Origin of the sequence: Microbispora sp. NPDC049633, from assembly GCF_040675265.1 — a bacterium.
Taxonomy (GTDB): Bacteria; Actinomycetota; Actinomycetes; order Streptosporangiales; family Streptosporangiaceae; genus Microbispora; species Microbispora maris.
In genome coordinates this window covers 17,151-39,914 of the sequence record NZ_JBFAOO010000008.1, presented here as the reverse complement: position 1 = coordinate 39,914, position 22,764 = coordinate 17,151, and the positions used below count along the sequence as shown (strand labels likewise).

The window sequence follows — 22,764 nt, the reverse complement described above, 5'->3', positions numbered from 1 at the left end:
GGTAATGCAGACCGCTGACTCGAGTGCGGCCGCGTCTGTCAGGAGGCCGCGGAAGGGGTCGCCGCGGAAGGGGCCCGCGCGCCGTCGTGCCGCAGGGCGCTGCCCGCCAGCCACCGGGGCCAGGAGAGCTGCCAGAAGCCCCAGCCGTTGTTCCACTCCAGCTCGCGGGTCGTGCCCGTGACGATGACGGGGTCGCCGCGCAGCGCGTGCTCGTAGAACCAGCGCGCCTGGTCGGGGTGGGCGTTCAGACAGCCGTGGCTGACGTTGACCCGGCCCTGCGCCCACACGTTGTCCAGCGCGTGGACGTACTCGCCGCTGTTGGAGATCCGTACGGCGTAGTCGATGAGCTTGTCGTAGAAGCCGGGGTCGCCCTTGCGGCGGCCCGGGGACACCATGCGGACGGGGTTGCCCTTGTCCATCGTCAGGTGGATCCCGCTCGTGGTCGTGTACTCCCTCGTGGTCGCCATGCCGGCGCTGATCGGCACGCGCCGGGTCACCCTGCCGTCCTGCCGCACCACCATCTCGTGGGTGCGGGTGTCCACCGTGCTGACCATGGCCCGTCCCACGGTGAAGGCCACGCTCCGGTCGGCGGTGCCGTACGTGCCGGGGGCGGCGCGGACGCCGGCGAGATGGGCGGTCAGGCGCACGTCGCCGCCGGACGGCCACATCGTCCGGGGCCGGTAGACGACCTGGGTGGAGCTCACCCAGTGCCAGGCGCCCTCGGCGGGGCCCCGGACCTCCAGCGCCCGCTCGACCGCCGCCCGGTTCTCGACCGGCCCGGTGAACGTCACGATGATCGGCATGCCGACCCCGACGGTCTCGCCGTCGGAGGGGACGATCGAGGCGACGGCGAGCTCGCGGCGCGGGGTGAGCGTGCGGAACCGGCCCGCGACCTGGGCGGTGACGCCCTGGGGCCCGGTCGCGACGGCGTTGACGACATACTGCGTGCCGGGACGCAACGTCCACGACGACCGCCAGACGGTGCGGGCCGGGTCGAACGTGCCGGGCACGGGATCGCGCCCCGCGAACGCCAGCACGCTGGTCAGCCTGCCGCCCTTCGCGCTGACGACCAGGCCTGCCTCAGGCGGGACCGCCGCCGCGCCGGGGGCCGGGGCGATCACGATGCGCGGCGCGGGCGGCACGCGTACGGCGCAGCCCGCCAGGAGCGCCGGGGCGACCACGAGCGGCACCGCGAGCAGGGCGCGGGCGGCGGGAGGCGGGATGCGTGGCTTCACGGGCACCCAACATAGCGATGGGTGACGACAAGAACACGCTAAGTCGCCGGAAGGATCCTCCCCGAGACCTCGCCGAGGCTGATCCCGTGCGAGGTCCACGCGGTGATCGTGACGGTGTCGCCGTCCTCCAGGAAGGTCCGGGTCTCACCGGGTAGTTTGACCGGATACGCGCCGTTCCAGGTCAGCTCGATGAGCGAGCCGGACTGCCCGGGGGACGAGACCGTGCCGCTCGCGAACAGGTCGCCGGTGCGCAGACGGGCGCCGTTGACGGTCATGTGGGCGAGCATCTGGTCGGGCGTCCAGTACATGTCGCGGAACGACGGCGTCGAGATCGTCTCGCCGTTCAGCTCGACGTGCAGCGTGAGGTCGAGCCCCCAGGGCGTCTGCCTGCGGAGATAGGCAGGCGGCTCCGGTTCCTGCGACCGGCCCTCGACTCTGGCCTCCTCCAAGGCGTCGAGCGGCGTGATCCACGCCGACATCGAGGTGGCGAACGACTTGCCGAGGAACGGCCCGAGCGGGACGTACTCCCACGCCTGGATGTCGCGGGCGCTCCAGTCGTTGACGAGCGCGACCCCGAAGACGTGGTCCTCGAACGCGCCGGCGCGCTCGCCGAGCCGCGTCGGCACCCCGACGACGAAGCCGACCTCCGCCTCGATGTCGAGCCTCTGCGACGGCCCGAACGAGGGCCGCTGCCCGCACGGCCGCCTGATCGGCGTCCCCGAGACGACGACGGTGCCCGCCCGCCCGTGGTAGCCGACGGGCAGCTGCCGCCAGTTGGGCTTGAGCGGCTCGTCGTCCGGGCGGAAGATCCGCCCGAGGTTCGACGCGTGCTCGAGCGACGCGTAGAAGTCCACGTAGTCGGCCACCTCGACCGGCAGGTGCAGGGTCACCTCCGTCAGCGGGACCAGGTGGTCGCCGGTGGCCGCCGCCTCGCGGGCCCGCGCCCGCGTCTCCTGCCAGGCCGTACGGCCCAGGGCCAGCAGCGGGTTGAGGCTGGGCGCCGCGTAGACGTCCCCGCCGAGGGCGGCCGCCAGGTCGAGGACGTGGTCCCCGACCCGTACGCCGACCCTGCGCGGCTCCCCGGGCCGGGAGAACACGCCGTACGGCAGGTTGTCGAGCCCGAAGCTCATCGCGCCCACGTCCACGCGTAGTCGGTGTCCTCGCACGCGAGGGCGGCCGGGCCGAGGTCGAGCGGGCGGAACGTGTCGATCATGACGGCCATCTCGGTCGTCTCGGTGTGGCCCTTCCTTACGGCCTCGACGGCGGCCTCCACCGCGCCCGGCTGCGGGCCGTGCGTGAAGCCGGCCGGGTGCAGCGAGATCGAGCCGACGTCGATCCCCGATCCCTTTCTGGCGGTGTAGTCGCCGCCCACGTAGAACATGAACTCGTCGGAGTCCACGTTGTGGTGGTTGTACGGGATCGGCACGGCCTCCGGGTGGAAGTCCAGCGGCCGGGGGCAGAACGAGCAGACGACGAAGCCCGGGCCCTCGAACGTCTGGTGGACCGGCGGCGGCGCGTGGGTGCGCTTCACGATCGGCTCGAAGTCCTGGATGTTGAACGCGTAGGGGTAGAGGCAGCCGTCCCAGCCCACGACGTCGAACGGATGGTGGGCGTAGGTCAGCCGGGTCAGCCCGCCCCGCGTCCTGACCAGGACCGGGACCTCCTCGCCGTCCACGAGCAGCGGCTCGGCCGGCGCGCGCAGGTCCCGCTCGCAGTACGGCGCGTGCTCCAGGAACTGGCCGTACTGCGACAGGTAGCGCTTCGGCGGCCTGATGTGCCCGGCCGCCTCGACCACCAGCGCGGTCACCGGGCCCTCGGGCACCCATCGGTGAATCGTCCCGGTCGGGATCACCACGTAGTCGCCCTCGGCCACGTCCAGCGCGCCGTACGCCGACTCGAAGCGGGCCCGGCCGCTCGCGATGTAGACGCACTCGTCGCCCATCGAGTCGCGGTACAGCTCGCTGGGCGCGTCCGTCGCGGCGTACGAGATGCGGACGTCGGAGTTGCCCGCCAGCAGCATCCGCCCGGAGACGAGGTCGCCCTCCGGCCTCAGGTCCCGGGTGCGGAAATGGCGCGGGGAGAGCGGCATGTTGGGCGTGAGACCGGACGCTCCCGCGTCCACGGCCTCCGCCTTGACGATGGCCGTGGGCGCGTGGCGGTGATAGAGCAGCGAGGAGTCGGAGGAGAAGCCCTCCTCTCCCATGAGCTCCTCCTTGTACAGCCCGCCGTCGGGAGCGCGGAACTGCACGTGGCGCTTGCGCGGCACCTCCCCGACCATGCGGTAGTACGGCATGACACCTCCTATATGTCCGTTAATCGGACGGCAGTGTCCTATATATGTATGACGATTCGCCATGCCGCCGGGAATGTCAAGCTGTGCGTCATGACCACAGCGGAGATCCACCTGTCCGTCTCGACCTGGCGGCAGCCCACGCCGGCGCCCGGATCCCCCGCGCGGACGGCGTTGGTCCGGCGGGTGGCGGAACGCGTGCTCGCTCTCGGGACGGGCCGCCTGCGCGTCGGCGTGGACGGGTTCACGGCGGCAGGGAAGACGAGCTTCGGGCACGAGCTCGCCGAGCACCTCGCCCGAGCGGGACGCCCCGTGCTGCGGGCGAGCCTCGACGACTTCAAGCGGCCGTGGCGTGACCGGCACCTGTACGACCGGGAGTCGGGCGAGGGGTACTACCGGAACGCCTACGACTACGACGCGGCGATCGCCCTGCTGCTCGAACCGGCGGGGCAGGGCGGCTCGGGGGACGTCGCGCTGTGCTCCATCGACCCGCTCACCCAGGTGGACCACTCGTCGGTGCGGACGACCGCCGCGCCCGGCGCGATCACGATCGTCGACGGGGTGTTCGCGTTCCGCCCGGAGATCGACGCGTACTGGGACCTGCGCGTCTGGATGGAGGTGACGCCGGAGACCTCGGTGCGGCGCGGGGCGGAACGCGACCAGGACTGGGCCGGGTCCGAGGCCGAGGCGCTGCACCTGCACCGTTATCTGCCCGCCGAGCGCCTCTACATCGCGGAGGCCGATCCGCTGGCGCGGGCCGACGTCATCGTGGACAACACGGTGTTCACCGAGCCGCGGCTGCTGAAGTGGTGACCGTCAGCGCGGGGGTTCGGACAGGGCGGTCGCGAGCCGCTCGGCGGCCTCCAGGACCAGCGGGCCCACCTTGTCCGCGTCGAGGTCGGCGAAGCTGACCACGCCGACGGACGCCTCCAGCCACGGCGGCCCGGGAACCGGCGCGGCGATGCCCTGCGCGCCCTCCTGGAGGTGTCCCCTGCTCGTGTGCACCGCCGGATCCTTGCGGCCCCGGCGCAGCGCGAGCAGCGCCAGCCCGGCCGCGCCGCGCGTCAGCGGATGACGCGAGCCCTCGCGGTAGGCGACGTGGAGGTCGGTCCAGGACGGCTCGACCACCGCGACGGCCAGGCCCTCGTCGCCCTCGGCCACGGTCAGGTGCGCGGTCGCCCCCGCCTGCTCCGCGAGCGCGCGCAGCGCCGGCAGCGCCGCCGCCCGCAGGAGGGGATGCACGGCCTGGGCCAGCACGAGCACCCCGAAACCGAGATGCACGCGGCCCTGCGCGTCCCGCCGGGCGAAGCCCTCGGCCTGCAGGGTCGTCAGGAGCCGGTAGACGATCGGCCGGCTCAGGCCCAGCTCCTGGGCGAGCTCGGTCGGCGTACGGCCCCGGTTCGCGTCGGCGAGCAGCCGCAACAGCCGTAAGCCACGTTCGAGCGTCTGCGCCGACTCGGCCGCCATCATGTCCCCGATTATCGCCGCCTCGGCCACCTGTGGCCCAAACCCGCGAGTTACGTAGCCTACGTGCGAGGTGGGTTTTCCGGGCGGGATCAGGGAGCGTGGATGAAGTCGGCGATCGTGGTGGGGGCGGGGATCTGGGGAGCGTCGCTGGCGCTGCGGCTGGCCGACGAGGGCTGGCGGGTGACGCTCGTCGAGCAGTACGCGCCGGGGCACGTGCGCCAGGCCAGCGCCGGGGAGACCCGCCTGCTGCGCTGCGCGCACGGCTCGGACGACTGGTACCCCCGGTTGGCCTGGCAAGCGCGCGACGCCTGGCGGCGACTGGAGGAGAGGACCGGCGAGGACCTGTACGTCGAGTCCGGTCTGATGTGGTTCGCCCGTGACCCCGACGGCTGGGAGACGCGCAGCGCCGGGGTCCTGGAGCGGCTGGACATCCCTCGCGAGCTGCTCGATCCGGACGAGGCGGCACGGCGGTTCCCCGGCCTGCGGGTCGACGACCTCGCCTTCGTGCTGTGGGAGCCGAACGCCGGACTGCTGCGGGCCCGGCGGGCGACGCAGGTGACCGCGCGCCTGACCGGCGCCGCCGGTGTCCGGCAGGTCCGCGCCCGGGCCGTGCCGTACGCGCGGAAAGCGGGGGTCGTCGCGGACGGCGAGGTGCTGACGGCGGACCGGGTGGTGTGGGCGTGCGGTGCGTGGCTGCCGTGGCTGTTCCCGCACGAGGCGGGACACGTCCAGGTGACGCGGCAGGACACCTTCCACTTCGGCGTGCCCAGAGACTGGACCACGCCGCCGCTGCCCGCCTTCTGCGACTACGACCTGGCGGCGTACGGGCACGGCGACCTCGACGGCATGGGCATGAAGATCACCGGTGACGCCGAGGGCGAGCCGTACGACCCGGAGACCGGCGGCAGGCGGGTGCTGCGGCACACCGAGGAGCAGGCGCGCTCCTACCTGGCCAGGCGGTTCCCCTCGCTGGTGGGAGCGCCGGTGGTGTTCAGCCAGGTCTGCCAGTACGCGCTGACCGGGGACGCCGAGTGGATCATCGCGGAGATCGAGGACGGCGTCTGGCTGCTCGGCGGCGAGTCCGGGCACGGCTTCAAGCACGCCCCGGCCCTCGCCGGCTATGCCGCGGAGATCCTCGACGGCCGGCGGGAGCCGGACGCGCGGTTCGGCCTGCACGAGCGGCAGGCGGCCCGGGGCCTGCGCACCAGCGGCGGCACCATGCCGTAGAGAGGGCTAGCTGAGCTAGCCGGGCGGGGTCTGCCGGGCCTGCCGGGCGCGCAGGACGATCTCCAGCTCGAACCGGACGTCGGGGTCGGCGAGCGCGTCGCCGTACAGCTGCTCGATCTGGCGCAGCCGGTAGCGCACGGTCTGCGGGTGGACGTGGAGCGCCGCGGCGACCTCGGCGACGCCCCGGCCGTGGCGCAGCCAGGCGAGCAGGGTCTCGGCCAGGCGGTCCTGCTGGGTCTGGCGCAGGTGGGCGAGGGGCGCGAGGCGCACCTCCGCCAGCGCGGCCACGAGATCCTCGTCCTTGAAGACGACCAGCGTCGCCATGTGGCCGGCGCAGCGCAGCAGGCCCTGCCGGGGGAGGACGCCCCGGGCGCCGAGGTCGAGGGCCTCCCTCGCCCAGCCGAGCGAGTTCGCGGCGGCGGCGATCGGCACCGCGGGGCCTATCGCGGCCCGCCGGCCGCGCAGGGCGCTCTCCAGCGCCTGCACGCGTCCCGGGCCGCCGGGATCCGGCACCACGAGACACGGGCAGTCGCGGTCGAGCCCGGCCAGCACGTCCGGCGGCAGCACCGGCAGGGGAGGGCCGCCGTCGGGTTCCTCCAGGGCCACTCCCGCGACCGTGCGGGGGAGCCGCCAGCCGGCCGCCCTGGCCAGGTCGGCGACGGCCTCCGCCGGGGCCGCGGGCCGGGTCAGCAGCAAATCGAGCAGCCTCCGGCGGCGGCGCTCCATCTCGCCGGCGGCGTGCGCCCGCGCCTCGGCGAAGCCCTCCGCCGCGGCGTCGGCGAGCTGGTCGAGGTAGACGAAGATGGCCTCGCCCAGGTCGTACAGCGTCCGCGGGTCGAGGCCCAGCTGCTCGGACTGCTCGGTGAGCCTCCGCCACGCCACCCGCGCGCCCAGCCGCATCGCGGTCTGGAAGGGCTCCAGGTCGCGCCCCTCGGCGGCCTCGCCCCTGCCGATCGTCCGGAAGACCTCGGGGTCCCACGGCGCCCGCGGGTTCTCGATGCGTTCGAGGAACCCCCGCAGCGCCTGGTTGACCGACAGCCGCAGGACCTTGATGTAGACCTCGTCCGCCGGGCGGGCGTATTCGGGCACCCGCCGCTGGATCTCCGCGATCATCCGGTCCGCGACGTCGCCCATCCGGGGACGCAGCAGTCTCGCGACGCCCGCGGGCACCGCGTCCCAGAACTCGTCGTCGCCCTTCAGCGTCCGCTCAACGCCCCGCTCAGTGCCTGCTAACTGCCGCTCAGCGCCGCTCAGTGCCCGCTGTGGCCGCTCAGCCAGGCGCCGAACTCCTCCAGGTCGATCAGGCCGTCGCGGTCGGCGTCGACCTTGTCGATCGCGCTTTGCGCGCCTTCCGGCGTGAGCGGCCGGCCGAGCACCTCCATCAGGCGTACGAGCTCCTCGGCGGAGATTCGTCCATCCCCATCGGCGTCGATAAGTTGAAAAGTCGCCGCATATTCGCTCATGCCGTCCTCCTCCGGGATCGCGATCAGCACACTAGCTGAAAGCACGCGCTGCCCCCAGAGAACGCGGCCAAGCGGCGGGAGCCGTTTCTGTCGGTGGCGTCTGCCAGCATGGCGGTCATGACGAGAAGCCTTGAGGGGAAGGTCGCACTGGTCGCGGGGGCGACCAGAGGCGCGGGCCGGGGCATCGCGGTCGAGCTGGGCGCCGCGGGGGCGACTGTCTACGTGACCGGCCGCACCACCCGTGAGCGGCGCTCGGAGATGAACCGGCCGGAGACGATCGAGGAGACGGCCGAGCTGGTCACCGCCGCCGGCGGGCGGGGCATCGCGGTGCCGGTCGACCACCTGGACCGCGAGCAGGTGCGGGCCCTCGTCGAGCGGATCGACGCCGAGCAGGGCGGGCTCGACGTGCTGGTCAACGACATCTGGGGCGGCGAGCTGCTGTTCAGCTGGAAGGACCGGCTCTGGGAGCACTCGCTCGACGACGGCCTGCGCATCCTGCGGCTGGCGATCGACACGCACATCATCACCAGCCACTACGCGCTGCCGCTGCTGATCCGCAAGCCGGGCGGCCTGGTGGTCGAGGTCACCGACGGCACGGCGGAGTACAACGCCGCCAACTACCGCGTCTCGTTCTTCTACGACCTCGCGAAGACGTCCGTGAACCGCATGGCGTTCGGCCAGGCGAAGGAGCTGGCGCCGCACGGTGCGACCGCGGTCTCGCTCACGCCGGGCTGGCTGCGTTCGGAGCTCATGCTGGAGCACTACGGGGTGACGGAGGCCAACTGGCGCGACGCGCTGGCCCAGCAGCCGCACTTCGCGATCTCCGAGACCCCGGCCTTCGTGGGCCGCGCGGTGGCGGCCCTGGCCGCCGACCCGGAGGCGAGCCGCTGGAACGGGCAGTCGCTGTCCAGCGGCCAACTGGCGCAGGTGTACGGCTTCACCGACGTGGACGGCAGCCGCCCGGACTGCTGGCGATACATGGTCGAGGTCCAGGACCGCGGCCTCCCCGCCGACGTCACCGGTTACCGCTGACACGGCGCCCCGCCGCCGCCGGGCGGCCGGGGCGGACGGGGACGGCCCGCGCGGTCGCGGCGCCCTCGCCGATTGATCCGAGCACTTCGGCGGCTCAGGTCCCTCCACCCCGGCCGGGAGCGGCCCGCCCGGCCGAGGTCAGAGGGACGCCACGCAGCCCGGCACCAGTGTGGAGTTGGCGGCGTTCCATGAGGCGATGAAGCCGAAGGTCGTGCTCGCGCCGGCACCGAGGGAGCCGTTCCAGCTCTCGTTCTTCACAGTCACGCTCGCCCCGCTCTGCGTGGCCTTGCCGCCCCACGCCTGGGTGACCTGCTGCCCGTCGGCGAAGGTCCAGGTCACGGTCCAGCCGCTGACGGGAGCGGTGCCCGTGTTCTTGACCGTTACCTCGCCCTGGAAGCCGCCGCCCCACTGGTTGGTGATCTTGTAGCTCGCGGCGCAGCCGGAGGGGCTGGGCCGCGCCGAGGGCGACGCCGACGGGCTCACACCGGGACTCACACTGGGACTCACCTTGGGGCTGGGGCTGGGGCTGGGGCTGGGGGACCCGGGGCTCGGGGACGGCTGCGCGCCGCCGAGCAGCGCCGACAGGGCGGGATACCACTTGTCCGCCATCTTCTGGTCGCCGCTCGCGTTGGGGTGGACGCCGTCGTAGGTGTCCGCGCTCGTGCTGAAGCCGGTCCACTGGTCGACGACCACGATCGGCGAGGCCGCGGTGGTCTTCGAGGCGGCCCAGCCCGGAATCGCGCTGTTCAGGGCGACGGCCCGCTGGGCGCATTCGGGGCAGGTGCTCGGGTTCATCGGGATGATCTGGGCGACGAGGATCCTCATGTTCGGGTTGCTCGCCCGCATCTGGTCCACGAGCTTGCCGTACGCCGCGAGGATCGTGGCGGTGGGCCTGTTGCTCCACACGTCGTTGGTGCCGAAGTGCATCATCACGATGTCGGGACGGGTCGCCGAGAGCCAGCCCGGAAGCTGGTTCTGGTCGGCGACGTTCGTGACGAGGAAGCCGCCGTGGCCTTCGTTGTCGCCGTCGTACGGCACCCCGCATCCCTGGGCGGGCAGCGTCCCCACCATGTCGACGTCGGTGAAGCCGCCGCTCTGCAGCTTGTTCCACAGCAGGGCCCGCCAGCAGCCGGGCGATCCGGTGATCGAGTCGCCCAGGGGCATGATCCGCACCGTGGCCGCCTCGGCGGGCCGGGCGACGAGCAGCCCGAGCACCAGGAGCAGGGCCGCCGTCACCACACTTCTCTTCGACATCGCGTCTCTCCCTCGTCCTGTCCGGCGCGATGGTAGAGAGCGGCCCGCCGCCCGGCCCAGAGCCGGCGCGGGGCATAAGCCCTGACCAGCGGGGATGCATGTACGTTTCACTCGATGAATTTGCGATCTCGGTGAGGGTCGCTTCCGGCACACGGGTCCCGCCCGGCGCGGGAATCCCCGCCCCGCGCCGCCGGGGAACGGTGCCGTGTTCCCGTGCCCGGCGCGAGCGAATATGCTCGGGGTAACTTTCCGCACGTCACCGAGAGGATTCGGTCCCCATGTACAAGGAGTTCCTCGGCGAGGTCGTGGTGTGGCTGATCCCCATCGTCATCCTCGTGGGCATCGCGCTGCTGGTGACCAGCCACTCCTGACGACGCGTCATGAAGGGGCCGGGCCGTGAAGGCCCGGCCTCTTCTGTTTGCGCTGGTCACAATGCGGCACTCGGTTCGCTGGAGGCAACAAAAGCCACCCACGACTCAACTGGTGACTAATGCCTACAAAAGTATCACTAGGCCGGAATCTTGATCATTTCGACCGGATCATGTGATACTCCGCCAGTGATGTCCGGTGTGGCCGCTGGACGAGGCCCAGGCGAGGGGCGTCCGGCCACACGCGTATTGCGAGAGAGAGACGGCCGTGACCTCCGAGGCGATCAACATCCGTCGGCCCGTGAGGCCCCCCGCCCTGCCGTTGCGCCGCACTCTCCGTCCTCTGCTGCGCGACCCGGTGCATGCGCTCGGGAGCTTCGCCAGGCAGACGAACGGCCAGGTCGTCCGATTGAGCCTCGGGCCGTTCCGTCCCTACCTGGTGAGTCACCCGGACCACGTGCAGCACGTACTGCGCCGTGACTGGGACAACCATCCGCGCGAGGGCATGCTCTGGAAGCCGGTGGAGCGACTGGCCGGCAGGAGCATCATCAGCGACGGGCCGGACTGGGAGTCCGCCCGGCGGGTCATGCAGCCCCTCTTCACCGCCAGATACGTCGCGAGCCTGACCCAGGGCATGGCCGAGGCGATCGACGAGGGCATCACGGCGCTTGAGCCGTACGCGCGGGCGGGACGGTGGATCGACATCTGCGCGGAGATGGGCCGCCTCGTGAGCAAGACCGTCATACGCGTCCTGTTCGGCAGCAAGATCTCGGTCGCCGACGCGGAACGACTCGGCCCCGCGTACGGGATCGCGGCCACCTCCTTCGCCTCGCGGCTGCTGCTGCCGTTCGCGCCGGAATGGGTTCCCATGCCGGGCGACCGGGCCTTCAGACGAGCGGTCAAGACGATCGACGAGGTCCTGATGCCGCTGGTCAGGCAGTCTCTGCGGGAGCCGGGCGACGGGAACGACATCATCTCGGCGCTCGCCCGCGCCCGCCGGCACGAGGACGGCCCTGAGGCGGAACGGCGGATCAGGGACGACCTCGTCAGCATCTACGGCGCGTCGGTGGAGACGACGGCGGTGTCGCTGACCTGGCTGTGGCCGGTCCTCCACGACCATCCCGAGGTCGCCGCCCGGCTGTACGAGGAGGTGGAGACCGTGGTCGGGCGCGGGCCGGTGGACGCCGCGTGCCTGCCCCGGCTCACGTACATGAGGGCGGTGTTCGACGAACTGCTGCGGCTCTACCCGCCGGGCTGGATCCTGCCGCGCATGGCGGCGAAGCCGGGCCTGCTCGGCGACGTGCCGATCGAGGCCGGCGCCACGTTGCTGATCAGCCCCTTCGTCACCCATCGTCTCGAGGAGTTCTGGGACCGCCCCGAGGAGTTCGATCCGGAGCGGTTCGCCGAGGGCGCCCAGGAGCGCCGTCACCGGTACGCCTACTTCCCGTTCGGTGGCGGTCCCCACGTCTGCATCGGCCGGCATCTCTTCTACGCGGAGGCGCCGCTGATGGTGGCGGGCCTCCTGGCCCGCTTCCGCCCGCAGGTGCGTGCTCCCCGTCCGCTCACACCGTTCCCCGCCGCGTCGTTGCGCCCCAAGGAGCTCGTCGAGGTGCGCCTGGTCCCCGTCGGCGGGGGCGCCGCGGCATGACCTCGGCACGAAGCCGCGACGTCGCGCACCTGGCGGCAGCGGCCGCAAGTGGCAGGACCAGCGCTCTCGCGGCGCGCTGCCAGCGAGACCTGCAGGAGTGCGCGGCGGCCTTCCCCGAGCTGTTCGCCGCCAAGCCGTTCGACGCGACGCTGTTCGCCACGGTGTCCCTCGCCAACGCGTTCGGCTCCCCGTGGGCGACCGCGGAGCAGCTCAGGATCGCCAACCGCACGTCCTTGTGGATCTTCGCGGTCGACTGGCTGATCGACCATGAGGCCACCTCGCACGGAGAAATCGACGAGATCGTGCGGGGGTGCCTCGCGGTGGCGTACGGCCGCGAGCCGGTCCCGGGCACGCCGCTCACCCGGTTCCTGTCCGCCATCCGCGACGACCTCTCCGCGTCCCCGCTGTTCCCGGGCCTCCACGAGGCCTGGCGAGCCGAGCTCGAACGGATGCTCGGCGCGATGGCCCGCGAGTGGGAGTGGAAACAGGGCGGTGAGGCCGCGCTGCCGACGTTCGAGGAGTATCTCGGCAACGCCGACAACTTCGGCTCGACCCTGGTCAACGTCGGGCACTGGATCCACGCCGGAGATCCGCTCCTCGTCCCCCACCTGGACGGGCTGCTCCGGGCGAGCGGCATCGTCCAGCGCGTGCTGCGCCTGCTCAACGACGTCGCGACGTACGAGCGGGACGTCGGCTGGGGGGACCTGAACGCTCTTCTGCTGGGCGTGCCCCGGGACGAGGTGCTCGCGCGCGTCGCGGCCCTCACCGCCGAATGCCACGCCGTGCTCGGGCCGCTGCGGTCGGTCCGCCCGGACGAGTCGGCCTACCTCGAACGACAGATCGGCTACAGCACGGGTTTCTACGGGCTGGCGGACTACTGGGGCGAACTGTGAGCGTGAACGACCTTGCCCCGCAGGTGGCGGCCGACGTCCCCCGTGAGGCGCAGGACCTGGTGCTCGGGCTGATGTCGATGCCCTGGGGACAGGTGTCCCCGTCGGTCTACGAGACCGGGCGCCTGGTGACCCTGGCCCCCTGGCTCACCGGACACGGCGAGCGCGTGCGCTGGCTGCTCGACAGCCAGCGGAGCGACGGCGGCTGGGGAGCCCCGGACGGCTACGGGCTGGTGCCCGGCCTCAGCGCGACCGAGGCCCTCCTGTCCGTGCTGCGCCGGGGCGACGACCCCGGCGTGGGTGTGGAGACGCTGCGGCAGGCGGCGGCGCGCGGGCTGCGGCGCCTGTCGCGGTGTCTGAGCGACGCCCGGCTGTCGCTGCCCGACATGCCGGCGATCGAACTGATCATTCCGTCCCTGGTCACGCTCATCAACGAGCACCTTGCGGAGAACGGGATGAGCGATCCACTGACGCTGCCCGTGGGGATGAGCGCGGCGCCCCTGGAGGCGGTCCGCGCCTGGCTGGCGTCGGAGGCGGAGATCCCGCAGAAGCTCCTGCACGCGCTGGAGATCGCCGGTGACGCGGCCATCGGGGCGGCCGTGGTCCCCGTGACCGAGATCGGCACGGTCGGCGCCTCGCCGGCGGCGAGCGCGGCGTGGCTGGGAGACAGGGGTCCGAGCGAGCCCGCGCATCCGGTCCGCTGGCACCTGGAGGCCATCGTGCGCAGGCACGGCGGGCCGGTGCCGGTGGGCCTGCCGATCACCGTGTTCGAGCGCGGGTGGGTGCTGAGCTGGCTGGCCCGCGCCGGAATCCCGTTCGAGGTCCCTCCCGAGATGCTGGCGGACCTGCGGGCGGCCATCGGTCCCGTGGGCACTCCCGCGGGAGAGGGCCTGCCGCCCGACGCCGACACCACGTCCGTCGCGCTGTACGCTCTGGCGCTGCTCGGCATGCCGTACGAGCCGGACAGCCTGTGGGCCTTCGAGACGCCGACGCATTTCTGCACCTGGCAAGGGGAGGGGGGCTCCTCGGTCAGCGTGAACGCCCACGTGCTGGACGCCTTCGGCCAGTACGCGAGGGTACGGCCGGCGGAGGCGGCGCGGTACGCCCCGGCGATGGGCAAGCTGTCGGCCTGGCTGCGCGAACGACAGCGGGAGGACGGGAGCTGGGCCGACCGCTGGCATGCCTCGCCGTACTACGCGACCGTGTCGTGCTCCCTCGCGCTGCACGAGTTCGCCGGCCCCGGCGCGGCGCCGGCGGTGCGCGCCGCGGTGGACTGGGTGCTGGACACCCAGCGCGAGAACGGATCCTGGGGCAGGTGGTCCGGCACGGCGGAGGAGACGGCCTACGCCCTGCAGCTCCTGCTGTTCGCCGGGAGCGGGGAACGGGTGCGGGACGCGGCGGCGCGTGGGTACGACTACCTGCTGAGGTCCGGTGACGTCGCCGAAGGGCCGCCGCTGTGGCACGACAAGGATCTCTACCGGCCCCTGGCGGTCGTCCGTGCGGCCGTCCTCGCCGCGAGCCACCTCGCACAGTCCAGATCACTTGGTGTGAGGCCCGTCGGTCAAGTATGATCTCGGCACGGAAAATCCGTCGAATTCGGAAAAGCGGACATTTACGCCGCTTTATTCTCGACTTGAGGGCTTTTCGGGGCCTTTGCTAAGGTGTCCGAGTTATAGCGCGGGTGTGGGGTGAGCAGCGCTTGCGGCCCATGACGTCGTGCGAGTGTTAATCGTCGCGAGAACCTCGCGTATCGCCGATTTCGCAAGGTGGTCTCATGCGCTTCCGCAATTCCAGGGTGCGGACCAAGGTGGCGGCGCTGCTGGTGTCCCTTGTCGCGCTCTGGGCGTTCGCCGCGTGGGTGACGCTACGGGAGGGGCTCAACCTCGTCTGGGTCGCGGTGTACGACAAGGGGATCGCGCAGCCCAGCGAGACGCTCCTGGTGGAGCTGCAGCAGGAGCGGCGGCTCACAGCTGTGCTCCTGGCCCAGAACTCGTCCGCCGACCGCGCCGCCATGGCGGCCCAGCGCGCCCGCACCGACGCCGCGGCCGCCGATTTCCGTCGCCTCTCCAAGGGCGGTGACGTGCAGTTCGCCGCCGACGACGTGCTCCGGCGGCGCATCGACGAGATGATCCGTCAGCTGGACGGACTGCGTAAGAACCGCGGCCTCGTGGACGGCGGGCAGACGGACCGCGTCAAGGCGTTCGACAGCTACACCACCGTCATCGACTCCGTCTACCGCACGTACGACGCCCTCGCCACGCTGGACGACGACGCCGTCGCCGAGGACACGCGGGCGCTCATCGAGCTGAGCCAGGCGAGGGAGCTGCTGTCGGAGGAGGACGCCCTGCTCGCCGGCGCGCTGTCGGCGGGACGGCTGACGACTCAGGAACGCGCGCGCTTCTCCCAGATCGTCGGCGCGCAGCGCTTCCACCACAGCGAGGCCGTGCAGGCGCTGCCCGACGAAGACCGTGCCGTCTTCGGCCGCCTGGAGCGGAGCCAGACCTTCACCCGCCTGCGGGCGCTCGAAGAGACCGTCATGGAGAGCACGCGCCCGGGCGGCCTGCCGCCGATCGGCGCGGAGCAGTGGAGAACCGCGACCGAACCCGCCCTGGCGCAGCTCCAGAAGACGATCCTGGACGCCGGTGACCGCCTGGTCGAACGGACCACCCCGGTCGCCGTCGCGGTCGTCGCCCGCCTCCTGCTGGCCGGCGTGCTCGGGCTCATCGCGGTCATCGCGTCGATCATCTTGTCGGTCACCACGGCCCGGGCGCTGGTGCGCCAGCTGGAGAAGCTGCGCGAGGCCGCGCTCGAACTGGCCAACGAGCGGCTGCCCGGAGTGGTCTCCCGCCTCGCCCAGGGTGAGAAGGTCGACGTCAAGGCGGAGGCGCCGCCGCTCGACTTCGGGCCCGACGTCATCGGCCAGGTGGGCGCGGCGTTCAACACCGTGCAGGAGACCGCGATCCGCACCGCCGTCGAGGAGGCCCAGCTCCGGCAGAGCATCCGCGACATCCTGCTCAGCCTCGCCCGGCGGACGCAGTCGCTCGTGCACCGTCAGCTCACGCTGCTCGACGTGATGGAGCGGCGCGAGTCGGACCCGGCCGAGCTGAAGGACCTGTTCCGCATCGACCACCTCGCCACCCGCATGCGGCGCAACGCGGAGAACCTCATCGTCCTGTCCGGGGCGTCCCCCGCCCGCGCGTGGCGGCGCTCGGTGCCGATGGTCGACGTCGTACGCGGCGCGCTGGCGGAGGTCGAGGACTACACCCGCGTCACCGTCATGCCGATGGGGGAGACCGCGCTCATCGGCCGCGCGGTGGGCGACGTCATCCACCTGCTCGCCGAGCTGATCGAGAACGCGGTGTCGTTCTCCCCGCCGTACACGATGGTGCAGGTGGGCGGCCAGGCGGTGGCCAGCGGGTACGCGATCGAGATCGAGGACCGCGGCCTCGGGATGAGCGCCGAGGACCTGGAGGCGACCAACCAGCGGATCGCCGACCCGCCCGAGTTCAACCTGTCGAGCACCGCCAGGCTCGGACTGTACGTCGTCAGCCGTCTGGCCGAACGGCACGGCATCAAGGTGTCGCTCAAGGCGTCGCCTTACGGCGGCACGACCGCGGTCGTGCTGCTGCCGCGCGACCTCGTCATCGAGGGCGAGAACGTCGCGCCGGAGGAGGAGACCGGTCCCGGTCTCGGTCTCGGACGGCGGGAGCCCGCTGCTCGGAAGATCGCGCTGGTGGGCGTGCCCGACGCGGTTCCCGAACCAGTGCAGGAGGTGGTTCCCGTGCCCAGGGCTCCCGAGCCGCCCAGGCCCGTGCCGAGCGCCCCACCCTCCGGCGGTGCCGAGCCGGACAGGCTCGCGTCCACGGGCGGGTTCACCCCGTCGGGGCTGCCGTTCCGGGTGCCGCAGGCGAACCTCGCTCCCGCGCTCGCCGAGGAGCCGAGGCGCGAGGCCACGGCGGACGACGAGGACCGTTCGCCCGAGGACATCCGCAAGATCATGGGCTCGTTCCAGTCGGGAACGAGGCGCGGCAGATCCGAAGCCGCGAAGCTGCTCGGCGAAGAGGAGGACAACCTGTGACGCAGAAGACCGGGCCCTCCGCGGACCTCGCGTGGCTGCTCGACGACCTCGTCGCACGGATCCGCGAGGTGGAGCACGGCATCGTGCTGTCCACCGACGGCCTGCTGCTGGCGGGCTCGCAAGGTCTGGGCGTGGAGGACGCCGAACACCTGTCCGCCGTCGCCTCCGGCCTGCAGAGCCTCGCACGCGGTGTCGGCGAGCGCTTCCAGGGCGGGCCCGTCCGGCAGACCATCGTGGAGATGAAGTCGGCCTACCTGCTCGTGACCGTGGCGGGCAAGGGCGCCTGCCTGGCCGTGCTCTGCACGGGAGACGCCGACGTCGGCCTCGTGGCCTACGAGATGGCCATGCTCGTCGCGCGCGTCGGGCAGTACCTCACCTCGCCCGCCCGCACCACGACGGGGAGCGAGGTCCACCTGTGAACGCCGGAGGGTTCCCGGACGAGGAGCGCCTACTCGACGCGCCGACCATCCGGCCGTATGTGATCGCACGCGGCCGTACGGAGGCCCAGGACCGCTTCGACCTCATCTCGCTGGCGGTGACGATCCGGCCCACCACGGGGACGGAGGTCGGGCTGGACCCCGAGCACCAGGCGATCGTGCGGCTGTGCCGCAGGCCGCTGTCGGTCGCGGAGATCGCGGCCCATCTGGACCTGCCGGCCGGGATCGTCCGGGTCCTCCTCGGAGACCTGTTCGACCGGGGTTTCGTGGCCGTGCAGCAGCCCCAACCGGAGACGGACGTGCTCGACGAGCGAATGTACAAGGCGGTGCTCGATGGCCTTCGGGCGCTCTGATTCGCCGCAGGCTCCCCCGAAGATGCCCACGGCGATCAAGTTGCTGATCGCCGGGGGTTTCGGGGTGGGCAAGACGACGATGGTCGGCGCGGTGTCGGAGATCCGGCCGCTGCGCACGGAGGAGACGCTGACCGACCGCAGCGTCGGCGTGGACGACCTGTCCGGGGTCGAGGCGAAGACCACCACCACGGTGGCCATGGACTTCGGCCGGATCAGCATCGGGCAGGACTTCGTCCTCTATCTCTTCGGCACCCCCGGCCAGGAGCGCTTCTGGTTCGTCTGGGACGAGCTCGCCCGGGGGGCGCTCGGCGCGGTCGTGCTGGCGGACACCCGCAGGCTCGCCGACTGCTTCCCCTCCGTCGACTACTTCGAGCGCCGCGGCACGCCCTTCGTCGTCGCGGTCAACTGCTTCGAGGGCGCTCCGGTCTTCGACCTGGACGAGGTCAAGCTCGCCCTCAACCTCGGCCAGGACGTCCCGATCATGCTGTGCGACGCGCGCAAGCGGGAATCGGGCAAGGAAGTCCTGATCGAGCTCGTCAAGCACGCCTACGGAAAGCGTCCCACCGCCACCGCCCGCTGACGTTTTTCGTCGTATCCGCACCCGGCAGCGTCGGGTTCCTCTGCGTGCGTGGCTTATGTCTGCTGTGCGCGAGTTTACGTTTCGTGGCGAGCGGTGTTTTCGTACACGCCTCCGCGTGCCGGCCCTTCCCCTGCCGGGCGCCGCTACGGTTTCGGCTGTCCGTTAATACTGCCTGATTGCTACCTATTCATCCCTTTTGGGCATCGTAGGCCGATCGCTTCGTCCTTCGCCGTCGACCATGCGTAACAGGTGGACAACAGCCGTTGATATGAGCCTTACCCCACTGTAACGTACGCCACATCGCGAAACTATCGGACGAAAGCCGAAAGTTTCGGTCGGAATCCAGAAGGGAAACCACCGTGAAGTTGAGTCGGCGAGGTGTGGCGCTCTTAGCGGCGTCGGCACTGGTCCTCGGGGGATGTGGTAGTACCGGGAACGACGCCGGCGAGAGCAAGAGCTCAGCCGGCGGCAAGGTGACCGTCGAGTTCTGGAACATCTGGACCACGGACCCCCTGAAGAGCTACGGCGCTCAGGCGATCAAGGACTTCCAGGCCAAGCACCCGAACATCACCATCAAGAGCGTTCCCTACGAGAACGAGGCGTTCAAGGCGAAGCTGACGACGCTCACGCAGTCCGGCAAGGCGCCGGACATCTTCCAGACCTGGGGCGGCGGCGTGCTCGGCCAGCAGGTCGACGCGGGCCTGGTCAAGGACCTGAGCGCCGACACCGGTGACTGGATCGGCACCTTCACCGACGCCGCGCTGTCGGCCTACCAGGTCGAGGGCAAGACGTACGCCATCCCCGACGACATCGGCATGGTGGGCTTCTGGTACAACAAGGCGCTGTTCAAGAAGGCCGGGATCGCCGAGCCCCCGGCGACCTGGTCGGAGTTCGTCGACGACGTCAAGAAGCTGAAGGCGGCGGGAGTCACCCCGATCGCCCTCGCCGGCAAGGACAAGTGGCCCGGCCACTACTACTGGGCGTACCTCTCCATGCGCATCGGCGGCCTCGACGCCCTCAAGCAGGCGGGCGAGAGCAAGGACTTCACCGGTCCGGCCTTCGTGCAGGCGGGGCAGAAGCTGAAGGAGCTGGCCGATCTCCAGCCGTTCCAGAAGGGCTACCTCGGCGCGACGTACGGCGACCCGGGCGGCCAGGCCGCGACCATGGGTGACGGCAAGGCCGCGATGGAGCTGATGGGCCAGTGGGCGCCCGCGGTCCAGAACGACGCCGGCAAGGGCCTGGGCGACGACCTCGGCTTCTTCCCCTTCCCGGCCGTGGACGGCGGCAAGGGCGCGGTCACCGACGCCTTCGGCGGCGGCGGCGGCTTCGCGATCGGCTCCGAGGCTCCGCCGGAGGCGATCGAGTTCCTGAAGTTCCTCACCGAGAGCACCGAGCACCGCAAGGCCGTCGGGACCGGCGGCGTGCTCCCGGTGCTGAAGGGCGAGGAGGACGCGGTCACTGACCCGAACCTGAGCGTGGTGGCGAAGAACCTCGCCGGAGCCACCGGGTTCCAGCTCTACCTCGACCAGGCGTACCCGCCGGCCGTCGGCCAGGAGGTCAACGACTCCGTGGCCCAGCTGATCGCCGGGACCAAGACGCCCGAGCAGGTGGCGCAGGCCATCACGGAAACCGCGAAGTCGGAGTAACTGTCGCGTGAAGACGACGAGACCCCGGAGCCTCAGGCTCCGGGGGTTCACCACGATCCTCCTGTTCCTGCTCCCCGCCCTCGTGCTCTTCTTCGGGCTCGTCGTGGCGCCGATCCTGCTCGCCTTCTACGCGAGCGTGTTCAAGTGGAACGGCATGCGCGGGCTGCCGACGGACTTCATCGGCCTGGCCAACTTCACCCGCGTGCTGGCGGACGAGGTCTTCCTGGGTGACCTGTGGCGCGGTCTGCTGCTGATCATCCTGTCGGTGGCGATCCAGCTGCCCCTCTCGCTGGGCATCGCCATGCTGCTGAACCAGAAGATCCGCGGCCGGGCGTTCTTCCGCCTGCTGTTCTTCGCCCCGTACGTCCTGTCCGAGGCGATCACCGCGGTCCTGTTCATGATGATCCTGTCGCCCACCGACGGCCTGGCCAACTACATCCTCGGCTGGTTCGGTGTCGACCCGCTCGACTGGTTCGCCGACCCCTCGACGGTCATGATGTCGGTGTTCATCGTCATGACCTGGAAGTACTTCGGCTTCCACATGATCCTGTACATCGCCGGGCGCCAGGGCATCCCGCGGGAGCTCACCGAGGCCGCCCAGATCGACGGCGCGACGGGCTGGAAGACCTTCCGCTACGTCACGCTGCCGCTGCTCGGCCCGACGATCCGCATCAGTGTGTTCCTGTCGGTCATCGGTGCGATCCAGCTGTTCGACCTGGTCTGGATCATCACCGGCGGAGGCCCGTCGCACTCCTCCGAGACGATGGCCGTCACGATGTTCCAGTTCGGCTTCAAACGCTTCCAGGTCGGCTACGCGAGTGCGATCAGCGTGGTGATGTTCTTCATCAGCCTCGTGTTCGCGCTCTTCTACCAGAGATACGTCATGCGCCGCGACCTCGAAGGAGCGAGCACCGTGCTGAGGGACCAGCGATGAGCGCGAAACGTCACAAGCAGTCTCCGACGTCGGGCGGTCCGCTGCGCAGCCTGTCCCTGCACGCGATCGTCGTGATCACGGCGTTGTTCGTCGGCATCCCGCTGCTGTACGGCGTGCTCGGCGGCTTCAAGACCACCCGGCAGCTGTCGAGCAACCCGCTGGGCCTGCCCGACCCCTGGGTGCCGGAGAACTACACGAGCGTGCTCGCTTCCGCGTCGTTCTGGCAAATGCTCTGGAACAGCACGTACATCGCGGTGCTGACCACGCTCGTGGTCGTCGCGGTGTCCGCGATGGCGGCCTTCGTGTTCGCGCGGTTCGCCTTCCGGGGGCGCGAAGCGCTGTTCACGATGTTCGCCGCCGGGCTCATGTTCCCGTTCGCGGTGGCGATCCTGCCGCTGTTCGTGCTGCTGCGGATGTTCGGGCTGCTCGACAACCCGCTCGGCGTGATCCTCCCGCAGGCGGCCTTCGGCATGCCGATGACGATCATCATCCTGCGCGGCTTCTTCCGGGCCATCCCGGGGGAGATCGAGGAGGCGGCGATCCTCGACGGGTGCTCGTCGTTCGGCTTCTTCTGGCGGATCCTGCTGCCGATGGCCCGGCCCGCGATCGCCACGGTCTCCGTGCTGGCGGTCGTCAACAGCTGGAACCAGTTCATGCTGCCGCTCGTGGTGTTCAGCGACGACAGTCTTTTCACCATCCCGCTGGGCGTCCAGCAGTTCCAGGGGCAGTACGCGACGGACATCGCGCGGGTCATGGCCTACATCGTGGTCGCGATGCTGCCGGCCCTCGGCTTCTACGCCGTGGCCGAGCGCCAGCTCGTCAGCGGCCTGACCGCGGGGGCCGTCAAGGGCTGATCCCCACGCGTTCTTCCCCGTTCCGCCCGGGGCACGTCCCGCGCGGACGCCCCGGCGGCGATCGGGAGGACGAACGCGCCCTAAGGTGAACGGAACGAGGGGAGAACGCGCAGAGGGGAGCACCGATGGCGGATCCGATCGTCCGTGCCGCGGCCGACGCCGACATGCCCGGTCTTCGCGCCGTCGCCGACCACTACGGCCTCCTGGGCACGTGGCCGGAGCGGCCGGACTTCGTGGACGCCGAACGCGAGTTCGGCGCGGTGCTCGTCGGCGAGGTGGACGGCACGATCGCGGGTTTCGGCGGCGCGTTGCGCCGGGGGACGGTCACGCACCTCGGCGACCTGTTCGTCCTCCCGGACCACCAGTCGTCGGGACTGGGCCGCGCGATCCTGTCCCGCCTGCTGCCGCGCGACACGCCCAGGGTCACCTTCGCGTCCGACGACAAGAGGGCCTTCGCCCTGTATGTCAGGAACGGGATGCGCCCGCGCTGTCCGCTGCTGTACCTCACGCGGGGGCCGCTCGGTGGCCGGCCCGCCTCGCGAGGAAGCGGACCGGCGGCGCCGGGGGAGAACGGGCCGGGGGAGAACGGGCCCGGGGAGGCGGAGGTCCGTGCGGCGGCGGCCATGGACGCCCACGTCTCCGGAGGGGACCGGTCCGCGACGCTGACCTGGTACGCCGGGCTGCCCGGCGTGACCCTGCATGTCAGCGGGCCGGGCTACGCGTTCGCCAGGGTGACCGGAGACACGGTCGTCATCGGGCCCGCCGGGGGCGCGACCCCCCAGGACTGCGCCGACATCGTGCTGGAGGCGGCGAACGCTCGTCCCGGGGCCGCGCGGGTGCATCTGGCGGTGCCCGGCACGCATCCGCTGCTGCCTCTGCTGTTGGAGGCGGGCTGGCGCATCGGCGACATGGACACGCTGATGACCAGCGAGGACTTCATGCGGCTCGACTGCTACATCCCGCATCCCGACCTCGGTTAGACCGGCGGCCCCCGTCCCCGGCCAGGGG

The 22,764-nt window shown here is 71.2% G+C and carries 21 protein-coding genes; 14 read left to right on the top strand and 7 right to left on the bottom strand.

Annotation, left to right across the window (positions count from 1 at the left end; all coding sequences use genetic code 11):
• Positions 1 to 38: 38 nt before the first annotated feature.
• From AB0J39_RS04050 to AB0J39_RS04040, 3 genes are read right to left on the bottom strand one after another with little or no spacing between them, the layout of a single operon-like run.
• A complete protein-coding gene (locus tag AB0J39_RS04050; protein WP_363461588.1) occupies positions 39 to 1,235 on the bottom strand; it encodes an Ig-like domain-containing protein in 1,197 nt (398 codons plus the stop codon).
• A gap of 38 nt (positions 1,236 to 1,273) precedes the next feature.
• Positions 1,274 to 2,365: a fumarylacetoacetase gene (gene fahA / locus AB0J39_RS04045; protein ID WP_363461664.1), complete on the bottom strand. Its 1,092-nt coding sequence runs from the start codon at positions 2,363 to 2,365 to the stop codon at positions 1,274 to 1,276.
• Positions 2,362 to 3,528, bottom strand: coding sequence for a homogentisate 1,2-dioxygenase domain-containing protein (locus AB0J39_RS04040; protein ID WP_363461586.1), 1,167 nt, complete (start codon positions 3,526 to 3,528; stop codon positions 2,362 to 2,364). Before AB0J39_RS04040 ends, fahA begins: the two co-directional genes overlap by 4 nt.
• Positions 3,529 to 3,618: 90 nt before the next feature.
• On the opposite strand from AB0J39_RS04040, the gene AB0J39_RS04035 reads away from it, so the two are divergent.
• Positions 3,619 to 4,338, top strand: coding sequence for a uridine kinase (locus AB0J39_RS04035; protein WP_363461584.1), 720 nt, complete (start codon positions 3,619 to 3,621; stop codon positions 4,336 to 4,338).
• A gap of 3 nt (positions 4,339 to 4,341) precedes the next feature.
• Here AB0J39_RS04035 and AB0J39_RS04030 read toward each other — a convergent pair whose 3' ends face one another.
• The gene (locus AB0J39_RS04030) at positions 4,342 to 4,995 is read right to left on the bottom strand and encodes a helix-turn-helix domain-containing protein (RefSeq protein WP_363461582.1); all 654 of its coding nucleotides are present in this window, start codon (positions 4,993 to 4,995) and stop codon (positions 4,342 to 4,344) included.
• 99 nt (positions 4,996 to 5,094) lie between these two features.
• On the opposite strand from AB0J39_RS04030, the gene AB0J39_RS04025 reads away from it, so the two are divergent.
• Entirely contained in the window at positions 5,095 to 6,219 is a 1,125-nt protein-coding gene (locus tag AB0J39_RS04025; RefSeq protein ID WP_363461580.1) for an FAD-dependent oxidoreductase, read from the top strand.
• A 15-nt stretch (positions 6,220 to 6,234) separates the two neighbouring features.
• Here AB0J39_RS04025 and AB0J39_RS04020 read toward each other — a convergent pair whose 3' ends face one another.
• Together AB0J39_RS04020 and AB0J39_RS04015 are read right to left on the bottom strand one after the other, a co-directional pair.
• The gene (locus AB0J39_RS04020) at positions 6,235 to 7,353 is read right to left on the bottom strand and encodes a helix-turn-helix domain-containing protein (RefSeq protein ID WP_363461578.1); all 1,119 of its coding nucleotides are present in this window, start codon (positions 7,351 to 7,353) and stop codon (positions 6,235 to 6,237) included.
• Between the two features lie 116 nt (positions 7,354 to 7,469).
• Complete coding sequence (locus tag AB0J39_RS04015; RefSeq protein ID WP_363461576.1) at positions 7,470 to 7,712, bottom strand: EF-hand domain-containing protein; 243 nt, start codon at positions 7,710 to 7,712, stop codon at positions 7,470 to 7,472.
• Positions 7,713 to 7,799: 87 nt separating this feature from the next.
• Here AB0J39_RS04015 and AB0J39_RS04010 point away from each other — a divergent pair, with 87 nt between their 5' ends.
• Positions 7,800 to 8,714: an SDR family oxidoreductase gene (locus AB0J39_RS04010; protein ID WP_363461574.1), complete on the top strand. Its 915-nt coding sequence runs from the start codon at positions 7,800 to 7,802 to the stop codon at positions 8,712 to 8,714.
• Positions 8,715 to 8,852: 138 nt separating this feature from the next.
• Here the strand turns inward: AB0J39_RS04010 and AB0J39_RS04005 are convergent, their stop codons facing one another.
• A complete protein-coding gene (locus tag AB0J39_RS04005; RefSeq protein ID WP_363461572.1) occupies positions 8,853 to 9,968 on the bottom strand; it encodes a cellulose binding domain-containing protein in 1,116 nt (371 codons plus the stop codon).
• 669 nt (positions 9,969 to 10,637) lie between these two features.
• Here AB0J39_RS04005 and AB0J39_RS04000 point away from each other — a divergent pair.
• From AB0J39_RS04000 to AB0J39_RS03950, 11 genes are all read left to right on the top strand, one after another.
• Positions 10,638 to 11,984, top strand: a complete 1,347-nt coding sequence (locus AB0J39_RS04000) for a cytochrome P450 (RefSeq protein WP_363461570.1) — start codon at positions 10,638 to 10,640, stop codon at positions 11,982 to 11,984.
• Complete coding sequence (locus tag AB0J39_RS03995) at positions 11,981 to 12,877, top strand: terpene synthase family protein (RefSeq protein ID WP_363461568.1); 897 nt, start codon at positions 11,981 to 11,983, stop codon at positions 12,875 to 12,877. Before AB0J39_RS04000 ends, AB0J39_RS03995 begins: the two co-directional genes overlap by 4 nt.
• A gap of 2 nt (positions 12,878 to 12,879) precedes the next feature.
• On the top strand, positions 12,880 to 14,445 hold the full coding sequence (locus AB0J39_RS03990; protein WP_363461566.1) for a prenyltransferase/squalene oxidase repeat-containing protein: 1,566 nt from the start codon (positions 12,880 to 12,882) through the stop codon (positions 14,443 to 14,445).
• Positions 14,446 to 14,648: 203 nt separating this feature from the next.
• The gene (locus tag AB0J39_RS03985; RefSeq protein WP_363461564.1) at positions 14,649 to 16,952 is read left to right on the top strand and encodes a nitrate- and nitrite sensing domain-containing protein; all 2,304 of its coding nucleotides are present in this window, start codon (positions 14,649 to 14,651) and stop codon (positions 16,950 to 16,952) included.
• Positions 16,949 to 17,371: a roadblock/LC7 domain-containing protein gene (locus tag AB0J39_RS03980; protein ID WP_363461562.1), complete on the top strand. Its 423-nt coding sequence runs from the start codon at positions 16,949 to 16,951 to the stop codon at positions 17,369 to 17,371. Before AB0J39_RS03985 ends, AB0J39_RS03980 begins: the two co-directional genes overlap by 4 nt.
• Entirely contained in the window at positions 17,368 to 17,742 is a 375-nt protein-coding gene (locus tag AB0J39_RS03975) for a DUF742 domain-containing protein (protein WP_346226345.1), read from the top strand. The genes AB0J39_RS03980 and AB0J39_RS03975 overlap by 4 nt, the downstream gene beginning before the upstream one ends.
• A 22-nt stretch (positions 17,743 to 17,764) precedes the next feature.
• Positions 17,765 to 18,322, top strand: coding sequence for an ATP/GTP-binding protein (locus AB0J39_RS03970; RefSeq protein WP_363461560.1), 558 nt, complete (start codon positions 17,765 to 17,767; stop codon positions 18,320 to 18,322).
• A 359-nt stretch (positions 18,323 to 18,681) separates the two neighbouring features.
• Positions 18,682 to 19,968 carry an extracellular solute-binding protein gene (locus tag AB0J39_RS03965; protein ID WP_363461558.1) on the top strand — a complete coding sequence of 429 codons (1,287 nt, stop codon included), beginning with the start codon at positions 18,682 to 18,684 and terminating at the stop codon, positions 19,966 to 19,968.
• 7 nt (positions 19,969 to 19,975) lie between these two features.
• Positions 19,976 to 20,902, top strand: coding sequence for a sugar ABC transporter permease (locus AB0J39_RS03960; RefSeq protein WP_363461556.1), 927 nt, complete (start codon positions 19,976 to 19,978; stop codon positions 20,900 to 20,902).
• A complete protein-coding gene (locus tag AB0J39_RS03955) occupies positions 20,899 to 21,756 on the top strand; it encodes a carbohydrate ABC transporter permease (RefSeq protein WP_363461554.1) in 858 nt (285 codons plus the stop codon). Before AB0J39_RS03960 ends, AB0J39_RS03955 begins: the two co-directional genes overlap by 4 nt.
• Before the next feature lie 125 nt (positions 21,757 to 21,881).
• On the top strand, positions 21,882 to 22,736 hold the full coding sequence (locus AB0J39_RS03950; RefSeq protein WP_363461552.1) for a GNAT family N-acetyltransferase: 855 nt from the start codon (positions 21,882 to 21,884) through the stop codon (positions 22,734 to 22,736).
• The last annotated feature ends 28 nt before the right edge of the window (positions 22,737 to 22,764 follow it).

Excerpts from the sequence above, each read along its gene's own strand:
- AB0J39_RS03995 (WP_363461568.1), top strand. The coding sequence starts at position 11,981 with ATGACCTCGGCACGAAGCCGCGACGTCGCGCACCTGGCGGCAGCGGCC.
- AB0J39_RS04025 (WP_363461580.1), top strand. The coding sequence starts at position 5,095 with ATGAAGTCGGCGATCGTGGTGGGGGCGGGGATCTGGGGAGCGTCGCTG.
- AB0J39_RS03970 (WP_363461560.1), top strand. The coding sequence starts at position 17,765 with ATGCCCACGGCGATCAAGTTGCTGATCGCCGGGGGTTTCGGGGTGGGC.
- AB0J39_RS04035 (WP_363461584.1), top strand. The coding sequence starts at position 3,619 with ATGACCACAGCGGAGATCCACCTGTCCGTCTCGACCTGGCGGCAGCCC.
- AB0J39_RS03950 (WP_363461552.1), top strand. The coding sequence starts at position 21,882 with ATGGCGGATCCGATCGTCCGTGCCGCGGCCGACGCCGACATGCCCGGT.
- AB0J39_RS04010 (WP_363461574.1), top strand. The coding sequence starts at position 7,800 with ATGACGAGAAGCCTTGAGGGGAAGGTCGCACTGGTCGCGGGGGCGACC.
- AB0J39_RS04005 (WP_363461572.1), bottom strand. The coding sequence starts at position 9,968 with ATGTCGAAGAGAAGTGTGGTGACGGCGGCCCTGCTCCTGGTGCTCGGG.
- AB0J39_RS04020 (WP_363461578.1), bottom strand. The coding sequence starts at position 7,353 with ATGGGCGACGTCGCGGACCGGATGATCGCGGAGATCCAGCGGCGGGTG.
- fahA (WP_363461664.1), bottom strand. The coding sequence starts at position 2,365 with ATGAGCTTCGGGCTCGACAACCTGCCGTACGGCGTGTTCTCCCGGCCC.
- AB0J39_RS03985 (WP_363461564.1), top strand. The coding sequence starts at position 14,649 with ATGCGCTTCCGCAATTCCAGGGTGCGGACCAAGGTGGCGGCGCTGCTG.
- AB0J39_RS04040 (WP_363461586.1), bottom strand. The coding sequence starts at position 3,528 with ATGCCGTACTACCGCATGGTCGGGGAGGTGCCGCGCAAGCGCCACGTG.
- AB0J39_RS03955 (WP_363461554.1), top strand. The coding sequence starts at position 20,899 with ATGAGCGCGAAACGTCACAAGCAGTCTCCGACGTCGGGCGGTCCGCTG.
- AB0J39_RS04030 (WP_363461582.1), bottom strand. The coding sequence starts at position 4,995 with ATGATGGCGGCCGAGTCGGCGCAGACGCTCGAACGTGGCTTACGGCTG.